The following is a 9,271-nucleotide window of genomic DNA, read 5'->3' as shown; positions in this document are numbered from 1 at the left end:
GGAGAATTCTTCTCAACATTTCCCACCTCTGTCTTTAGAAGACAAACTGATTTCAGCATGTCCGGCGTTTTCGCCACTTTAATTAGCAAGGAGCATGCCCCATAATGCCTGTGACACACCGACAAATAGTGGGCTGGAGCCGCACGACAGGCCGACCCGCGCGACATTGCCTCCATCAACGGATGTCCCTGTCGGCGACATCCACTGGTCGCGGCGGCGTAGGTATTCAAGACTTCGTGATTTTAAATTCCAACATTAAAGAGGGGAAATTAACCGTTGTATCGGTCTTGGTGGTGAGGAGTGGTAGTGGTCGGGGTAGAAATAGCTGTGAAAAAAAATTCACCGCCTTCCCGGTTTGAGGGGTTGCGGTTACGGGCGGGGCCACCATATTAACAGCCCCCAATCGCCTACAAGGTGCGCACGCGGGGATCACGCGAAGGCCTACGTGTTACAGCCAAATGATGCTTACGGTAAAATTACAAAAACATTTACATTTTGATGACATTTTGATTTGCAATCACCAATTATCTCTATGAGATATTTTTTTGCCTGCCGCACGAAAAAAGGGGTCCGTTGCCGGACCCCTTCCTGTTGCCGATGCGTTGACGTTTCCGCCTAACGGCTTCCCGTGTAGTTGTAAAGAGGCGCCGAGGTCGCCGTGTTGTAGGAGGTGCGGTTGCAGGTGGAGACCGAGTTGGTCGGGGTGGTGTAGCAGGTCGGTGCGGTGGTGGTCGGCATGCCGTAGCCGTTCCAGCTGGCCCCGTTCAGGAAACGTTTCCCCTGCCCCTTGCCGTTGTTGGGGGCACTGGTGTTGGACGCCTTGGCGTTGGTGCCGTGGATGCCGCCGACCTTATCTCCGGCATGGCAGTGCCTGCAGGAGATGTCCCCCCAGACCAAGGTGCTGGTGGAGACGATGCGGCTGTCATCGTTGAACATCCCCTTGAGGGTGAGGCGGTCGGGGTGGCTGGTACCGCTGGCGCCCGAGTGTGCCTGCCTGGAGAAGCTGCGATAGGCGATCTTGTTGGTCCCCAGTGCTGTCTGATCGGTGTAGCAGTTGGCGTCACCGTAGACGTCCCTCCTGTGGCAGTTGAAGCAGAAGATGGCGGCGACCGCGCCGGTGTTGGGGGTGACCGAGACCACCGAGCTCCCGTCGTAGTACTCGAAGCTCAGGTCGACGTCCAGTGACTTGATCAGCCACTTGTTGATCGAGGCGTGCGGGCCGACCGGGTCCTTCTTGGTCGAGCCGTGGCAGTCGGTGCAGCGCAGGATCGACCACGGCCCGTACGGCGGCACGAAGTTGTTCCCGAGCCCCGCCGTCAGCTTGAAGTACGAGGCTGCAAAGCTGGTCTTCGGCTTCGGGCTCACCGTCACCTGGGTCTGGCTGTCCACCGAGACCACCTCGAACCAACCCTTGGTCGCCCCCTGGGCCAGCGCGGTCCCGGCAGGGGCGGTCCCGCCTGCCGCGGCGTTTACATAGAGGAACCACCCGGGCTTCACGGTGGCCGGGATATTGCCGCCGCCGAAGGTGGCCACCCCGGTGCTGGACAGGGTCACGGTCTTGCCGGTGTCGTTGCCGGCTCCCAGGGTGCTCTTGGTGTAGGGAGCGCCGGTGGCCGCCGAGCCGTAGGCCGGCCAGTAGGCGTTGTAGGCACTCTTGGCCCCGGCCGTGTCCCCGGTGGGGACGATCGGCTGGTTCTTCCCGCGGGCGTAGACCGCGTGGTGGGCCGGGTTGTTCGGGTTGAACTCCTCCACCACGTCGGTGGAGCGGGCGAAGGAGTTGTTCCCTGGACCGCCGGACGGGGTCATGGGGGTGGCGTTGCCAAAGGAGAAGGAGCTGTGGCATTTCACGCAGAGATCGCGCTGCCCGGCGTTGGTGGCGCCCCTTAACCCGGTGGAGCTCACGTTGTCGAAGACGTTCTCTATCATCCTGTAGGAGGTGGCGCCGGTCATGTTCCCGTAGGCCGGGACCGGCCTCCACCCGTTGACCACCAGACCCCAGCTCCCCGAGGAACCCGAGCCGGCGCGTCCGCCGCTTTGGCCGCCGACCCACTTGTCGCCCATCAGCACCTCGTAGGTGTAGGTGCTGTCGGGCTGGGTGGTCCAGGGGATCGAGACCGTGTACTGGCCGCTGACCTTGTCGAAGGCGGTGACATAGCGGATCTGCTCCGAGTAGGTCGGCGAGACCACCTTGACCAGGAAACCGACCCACATGTTGTTCTTCCAGCCGCTTCTGTTGACCGAGTCCGCGGCAATCATGGTGTTGCTACCGGCATTGGTCACCTTTCCTTCAGGGTTGTTGAAGGTTGCATGGGTGTTGTGGCAGTCGGCGCAGGCGACATGGCGTCCGGTCCCGTTGGCGTAGCCGATGAAGTAGTTGTCGCCGCCGGTCGTGCTGGGGGTGAAGCCCGGTATGGCGGTGAAGGTCACTACCCCAGCGCCGCCGCCGGTGATGTTCGACTTGGCGGGATTCCCGCTGGAGTCGAAGTTCCCGGGGAACCAGATGTACATGCCGTTGAACTCGGCGCCGCTCCAGCCCTTGGCGGTGTCCGAGATCGAGTTGGCCGCGGTCGACCCCGTGGTCACGCCGCTGTCCCCCTTGTTCCAGCCGATGGAGGGGGACATCTTCTCGTAGCTGTCGTGGCGGCTGTAGGTGTCGAGCGGATGCGAAGCGGGCTTGATGATCTCGAAGGGCCCGGTGCCGGAGGTGAGCCTGGTGGGCACGGTGAAGGTGGTGCTGTAGGGACCGGAGCCCGTCGAGGCCGCGGTCTGGGTCAGGATGGTCCTGGTGCCGCCCGGGGACTTGAACTTGTACCCCACCAGCGCGCCGGCGGCCCAGGCCTTGGTGGTGTTGACCGTGATCGTGGTGGCTCTTATCGGAGCGGTGATGGCCCCGCTGTCGCCCACGAAGAGGTCCCGTATCCCTTCCAGGCTATCCTTCATGGGCTGCTGGTTGTACCAGTCCTTCTGGACATTGCCTGCCGGCTTGTCTTGCCCGGCCTGGCTGTGGCAGGAGAAGCAGATTTCGTCGACCGACATGTTGTCGTCCGAGATGTCGAAGAGCGAGGTGTTGTTGAGGTCAGTCAGGAAGGCACCGGAGAGGGTGAGCACGTTGCCGGTGTTGGCCGTGATCCTCATGCGCTGATTGCTTCCGGTCCCGCCCGTCACCGTCACCGTGTGCCCCTGGAATGCGTCCGTTGTCCAGTTGGGGCTGGGGGTGATGGTGATAGTCTTGTTGAGGGCCGAGTAGTCAAGGGTGGTTGCCGTGATGTCCGCCGGCCGCTGGTAGAAGGCGGTGCCGTAGACCGCGAAGCGGCTCGGTATGGTGGAGTTGTGCTCCCCGAACTTGTACTGGGAGTCCTGGCCCTGCTCGGCGCTCTTCGGGCCGAGCTCGCCGTTGCCGCCGATGGTGTCGTTGTGGCACTTGACGCATATCCCCCTGAAGCTGCTGCTCCCGAGCTTGGCGTCGTTGAAGCGCGAGATCACGGGGTAGCCGTGGGTCGAGAAGGTGAGGATCGAGGTGGCGTTGTTGTAGGAAAGTCCTGCCATCGGTATCGGCATGACCTTGGTGCTCCCGTTGGGGGTCTCCAGGAACTTGGTCTTCTCCTCGAAGTGGCAGCTCAGGCAGAGGTTGTAGTCGTCGTTGTACCCCTTGGCGGTTTCGGTGCCGTCGGCGCGGTAGCGCAGGTTGTAGGCCCGGCCGGTGGTGGCGGTGGACTGCACCGAGAAGACGTTGTGATCGACGTGGCACATGGTGCAGCGGCGGGAGGTCACGTTGACGTCGGTGCCGTTCGGAATCCCTGCCGCTCCGGTGGTGATGGTCTGGTTGTCGTTGTCGAGGTAGTGCTTGTAGCTCATCCTCGCGATGTTGGAATGCATGCCGTAGGCCGCGCCGGAGCTGCCGTAGAGGTCGCTGTGGCAGTCGCTGCAGCGTCCCCCCCCTTCCGCCGTCAGTTTCTTGAAGCCGACCCGGTGCAGGTGGCAGGAGACGCAGTCGATATCACCCTTATGGGTGGTGGCGTCCGAGTTGTTGAACTTGTGGTGCTTCGTCTGGCTGTGGCAGACCTCGCAGATCCTGTTGGAGGAGGTGCGGGCCAGGTTGTCTGAGCCGTAGGAGGTGGAGGATCCGAAGACCACCCTGGCCCCGAACGATTGCCCCGGGAACTGATCGTTCCTCGAGTTGGGGGGGGCCACGATGTTGGCCTTGATCTGCTTCACGTTGCCGCTGCCGGGTCCCGCCGCGTGGCAGGTGGTGCAGGTGAACTTGCCGTACTTGCTGTTGGGGTTGTTCCCCCACCCCCCTCCCCAGTAGCTGGAGCCGACCGAGGAGCTGTTGTGCATGATGGGGTTGAATGCCTGGGCCGACTGGGGCGTTATCCCCAGCCCGCCGAGAAGCATCACCGCCGTCAGGATGGCCAGTGCCTGTCCCATCCTCCTTGCCGCGAGGCCTGCTGCTTTCCGATATTTCGAAATAGACTCGTTCACTGGCATTACTCCCATGCTGACTTTCACTGTCGCTACCTTGGAATCCATCTTTGTTGGCATAAAGAGTTACCTTCCTACATGCTGGTGTGGCAGTTTTCGCAGGTCACGCTACCCGGTGTGATGTCCCAGCGCACCGGTTGGTTGAAGTGGCAGACGACGGTGCTGCAGTTTCCACCCGACCACCCGGCCGTGCCACCCAGAGAATTCTTCGAGTAGTCATAACCGGTCGGGCTCTTGTAGACGCCGCTTCGGCGCCACGGTCCCGCCCCCGAGATGTCGTTGAAGCTGACGTCCCTGATCTGTGCCTTGGACTTGACCACGCTCGGCTGGAAGCTGACACGCACCTGGCCGGTCACGTGCTTCGACTTGTCGGCGATGGTGGCGTAGGCCCTGGTAGCCGGGAGGGTGTGGCAGCCGTTGCACTGGCTCGACCCGAAGTTGGCCGAGGTCTGGACCGTCTCCCAGTGGCAGGTGTTGCAGCTGACGGTGGTGGAACTGGTGGAGACACCGTGGCTGGCCGGCTCCACGCTACCCGGCGACAGCAGGCCGACGAAGGTCTCCGGGGCGCCGGCGTACATCTTGTTGGTGATGGTCTTGGCGTGGATGCCCATGAAGTGGCCGCCTACCGTGCCGCTGCCTAACCAGTTGAGGTTGGTGTGGCTGGGCGAGCCCGGCATGGCCGCCGGATCGGTGTTCGGCGAGTTGCCGTGGCAGTTCGCGCAGCGGTCGCCGGTGAAGTTCCCGGCGAACCAGTCCGGGGTGGTGGCGTACTTGAGGTTCGCGCTGTAGCCGTTGCTGTGGCAGTAGACGTTGTCGCAGAAGAGCTGGTTCCCTACCACCGTGGTCCCGGACCCCGAGGTCCCAGCCGGCACCGCCGAGACGTTGATGGCCGTGCCGTTCAGCGAGCGCAGCCGCCCGACCGTGCCGAGGGTCCCCGGCGTCAGGTCGATCAGCACCGTCCCCTTCATGTGATTCGGGTTGTTGAGCGGATGGCAGTTGGCGCAGCCGTAGTTGTACCTTCCGGGAGCCACCTCGCTGTTGGAGCGGTTGGCCGTGTAGTTGTCGTAGAAGGTCGGGTTGTTGACCGCGGTCGTGTAGACGTGGAAGATGTGGCCGCGGGAGAGCTTGTTCAGTGCATGGCACATGGCGCAGTTGCTCGCCTCGCCCCACTTGGCGCTCTGGTACCCTCCCTTGCCGTTACTGTGGCAGGTCACGGTGGAGCAGCTCCTCGTCCCCTTGTCGTAGCTGACCTTTGCCACCGAGCTCATCAGCTTGAATCCTGCCGTGGACATGGCCCCGAAGGAGACGTCGGCGACACCCTTGAGGTGGGCCGTCGAGTAGGGGCGGAACTGCTGGGCCGCGTACTTGCTCATGGTCTTGGCGTGGCAGACGTAGCAGCCGTTGGCGGCGGTGATCCCCATCTTCTGCACGTGCAGCTTGTGGCTGTTGGAGCCGTTTCCGCCCGCCGTCCCGGTGTTCAGGTAGTTCGGGCTCCCGAGCACCGGGTTGGTCGGGAAGGAGGGATCGGCACTTGCCGCCTGGCCGTGGCAGCCGTTGCACTGCAGGGTGGCACCGCTGTCCCAGGCCGCCAGGGTCCGGAACTGGGACACCGGGGTCCCGGGCTTGCCGTTGCCGTGGCAATAGAAGTTGCTGCATGTTTTCCCGGGCTGCGGGTAGTTGGCCGAGCCCCCGGCCATGACGCCGGAGTAGTCCCTGAACTTGTTGACGTGCCTTCTCTTGTCGGTGACCGTGGTGTTGCTGGCGAAGGCCACCGTCTTGGCGTGGCACTCGGCGCACTTAAGCTCGTTTCCGGTACCGAGCGAGCCGTTGACCGTGGGGTCGATATGGGTCCTGTGCAGCCCGGTGGTGATCACCGTGCCGGGCTTGGAGATGTCGCCGCCGTGGCAGCCGTCGCAGCGCAGGCTCTTGGCCGGGGTGCTCCAGGTGATGGAGGCGGTCCCTTTCCCCTCGCTCTTCCCGGCGTCGCCCTGGCTGTGGCAGTAGGTGCCCGAGCAGGTGCCGTTCGACCACTGGAGGACTCCGTCGTTGGCGGTCACCAGGCCGTAGCTGTAATCACCCTTTTGCCCGGGGGCGGTGTAGTTGAAGAAGACCTCGGCGGCGTTCCCGCCGGTCGCCGGCCCCTTGGCGTGGACCCCGTTGTGGCAGGAGGAGCATTCGAATCTGTAGCTGGTGGTGGTGCCGCCCAAGTTGCCGGGGAGAGCGGTGTAGCTGGTGGCCGCCGTGGCCGCCTCATAGTGGCTGGCATGCGCCCCGGAGAGGGTGGCGTCCGACTTGTGGCAGTCGTTGCAAAGGAGCGGGGTGGCGGAGCCCCAGGGGATGCTGGTGCCGGAGCCGTGGCAGTAGGTGTTGGAGCAGCGCTTGCCCGCGTCGTAGTGGCCGGTCATGTTCCCGAGCGGTGCGAAGTTGACCTCGCGCACCCCGTTCAGATGGGTCGAGGAGTAGCTCTTCAGCCTGTTCTTGACCCCCTGGTCCACCGTGGTGCGGTGGCAGAGCGCGCAGCCGGTGGAGTCGGCCATGTTGGCGCCCACCGTGTGCTTCTGGTGGCTGTTCTCGGCCCCGGCCCTGCTCGGGTAGTTCGGCTCGCCGGCCACCGGGGTGAAGCTCCCCGCGCCGTAGCCGTGGCAGCCTGCGCAGCCGATCGGTTTGTTGTCGCCCCAGCGCTTGCCGCCGGTCATGTTCCTGAAGACCGGGCTGGCCTCGCCCGAGCTGTGGCAGTAGGTGTTGCCGCAGGTGACCTGGGTGTAGTAGCTGGCCATCTTGCCCGCCCTCACCCCGGAATACTCGCGGAAGGTGTTGACGTGCCTCAGCTGGTTGGTGATGGCGGTGTTGTTGTCGAAGGCGGAGACCGTCAGGGCGTGGCACTCGGCGCAGGCCAGATTGGTCGGCGCACCCGCCCTCTTCGCCGCGTTGATGTGCGCGCCGTGGCGGCCGGTGGTGATCGGGTTGTCGTGCTGGGAGTCGCCGCCGTGGCAGCCGCGGCAGTCGAGCTTGCCGCCCCACTTCGCGCTCACCAGCGCCGGGACCGGGGTGGCCTCGCCGGAGCTGTGGCAGTAGGTGGCGGAGCACCCCTTGTTGCCGAGGGAGCCGTCATAGCTTCCGCTCTGCCCCCCGAAGTTCTTGAAGCCGACGTTCTCCTGGCGGTCGAGGTGGAGGCCACCGGCCTTTACCGTGGTCGGGGGGAGCGCCGCATCATCGGTGGTGCCGATGTGGCAGAAGTCGCAGCCGTAGCCCTTCCCTTCCACGTGCCTTACGTGATTGTTGGCGGTGGCCGACCCCTCGGCGCCACTCGCATAGACCGGATGGGATTTGCCCGGCTCGCCGTGGCAGCCGTCGCAGCCGATGGCGCCGCCGTTCCAGGCGATGTCCAGGAAGGAGGAGCCTCCTGCCGGGACCACGTTTCCGGCGGCATCGAGGTTGCCGACGCTGTGGCAGTAGACATTGGCGCAGCTGCCGACCTGGCTCTGCGGTGCCTTGACCGAGCCTGCCGCGGCGTTGGTCGGCTGTCCGTTGTAGGCCGGGGCGTCGCTGTCCCTGTTGATGCTGTTGTCGAACTTCACGTTGACGTTCCTGTCGACGTGGTTCGCGACCACGATGCTGTTGCCGCTGCCGATGGTGGAGCTGTGGCACTCCTGGCAGGCGATGTTCCTCCCCACCTTGGCCGAGTTGGCGATGTGGGTCCCGTGCTGGTTGGTCGCGATCGCCTTGGCGCCGGAGTTGGCGTCGTAGCCGTGGCACCCGGCGCAGTCCAATCCCACTGTTCCCCAGACCGGTGCAGTCAGGCCCGGTTGGCCGGCGCCGTTACTGTGGCAGTAGACGCCGTCGCAGCTGCCGTTTCGTGTCGGATTCTGGCTGGGGAGGTAATTGGGATAGTTCAGGTTCGCGGTCTTGGAGTAGCTGCCACCGTCCGCGCCGAAGCCGACGGCCAGGGCTCTTCCGCCGGGGCGGGCGCTGGTGGCGTGGGCGAAGGGTGCGCCCTCGCCGGCATGGTCGGGATGGCACTTGGCGCACGATCCGGTCCCGGTGCCGTAGTAGGCGGCGTGCTTGAGGCCGGTAGCGGCGGCGCCGGGGTGGTTGCCGTCAGCCGGAGCCGAGTTGGCCGGGGTGCCGTGGCAGGCGCCGCAGGCCGCGGGATCGTCCTGCGGGCGCTGGTACTTCGAGCTTCCCCAGGCGGCGGTCGTCGCTTCGAAGTGGCAGTTGACGCTGCTGCAGGTCCCGAGCGGCGGAATCGTCGTCTGGTTTATGAAGACCCCGGCGCTGCGGGTGTAGGAGCCACCCGCCGGAGAGGTGTTGATATTCCCGTTCACCTGGATCGACTTGTCGCGGTGGCCGGTGGAGCTCAGTACCCCGGGGCCGTGGCAGACGGTGCAGGAGGAAGCGGTGGTGCCCGAATGGGTTTCGTGGTTCCCCTTGACGGCGCCCGAATCGGGTTTGCGCTTGCCGTCGTTCGAGTCCAGAGGTGGCATCCGGTGGCAGCCGTCGCAGTCGATCACATACTGCGGCGCGGCCTCGGCGCCTTTCCCGGTCAGGAAGGGGATCACGAGCAGCACCAGTATCAACAGCACCATCGGGGTGCGATATGTCGCCCTGAGGTAACTCTTCATTATCGGCTCCTTCGACATCTATCCAGGCTCTCCGGGCTCGTGCGGCGATCGATTCGCTGCTTCCCAACCCGTGAGCCCCGAAGCGGAGTTTCTCTAAATTTTTGCTGCTTCTCTTTACCGACTTCTTTTCAACTTCCCTCGCCCTCCGGGAGAGGGTGCCCGCTTTT

The 9,271-nt window shown here is 64.3% G+C and carries 2 protein-coding genes; both read right to left on the bottom strand.

Going from position 1 to position 9,271, the window contains the following annotated elements; all coding sequences use genetic code 11:
• Nucleotides 1-615 precede the first annotated feature (615 nt).
• Nucleotides 616-4,428 carry a hypothetical protein gene (locus AC11W3_RS20925; protein ID WP_484093709.1) on the bottom strand — a complete coding sequence of 1,271 codons (3,813 nt, stop codon included), beginning with the start codon at nt 4,426-4,428 and terminating at the stop codon, nt 616-618.
• A gap of 128 nt (nt 4,429-4,556) precedes the next feature.
• Entirely contained in the window at nt 4,557-9,104 is a 4,548-nt protein-coding gene (locus tag AC11W3_RS20920; protein ID WP_484093708.1) for a CxxxxCH/CxxCH domain c-type cytochrome, read from the bottom strand.
• Between the last annotated feature and the right edge of the window lie 167 nt (nt 9,105-9,271).

The organism is Geomonas sp., from assembly GCF_056994735.1.
The sequence above is the reverse complement of the archived record's forward strand: the minus strand, read 5'-3'. Positions and strand labels throughout refer to the sequence as shown.

Coding starts and splice junctions, on each gene's coding strand:
- AC11W3_RS20925 (WP_484093709.1), bottom strand. CDS start 4,428: ATGGGACAGGCACTGGCCATCCTGACGGCGGTGATGCTTCTCGGCGGG.
- AC11W3_RS20920 (WP_484093708.1), bottom strand. CDS start 9,104: ATGAAGAGTTACCTCAGGGCGACATATCGCACCCCGATGGTGCTGTTG.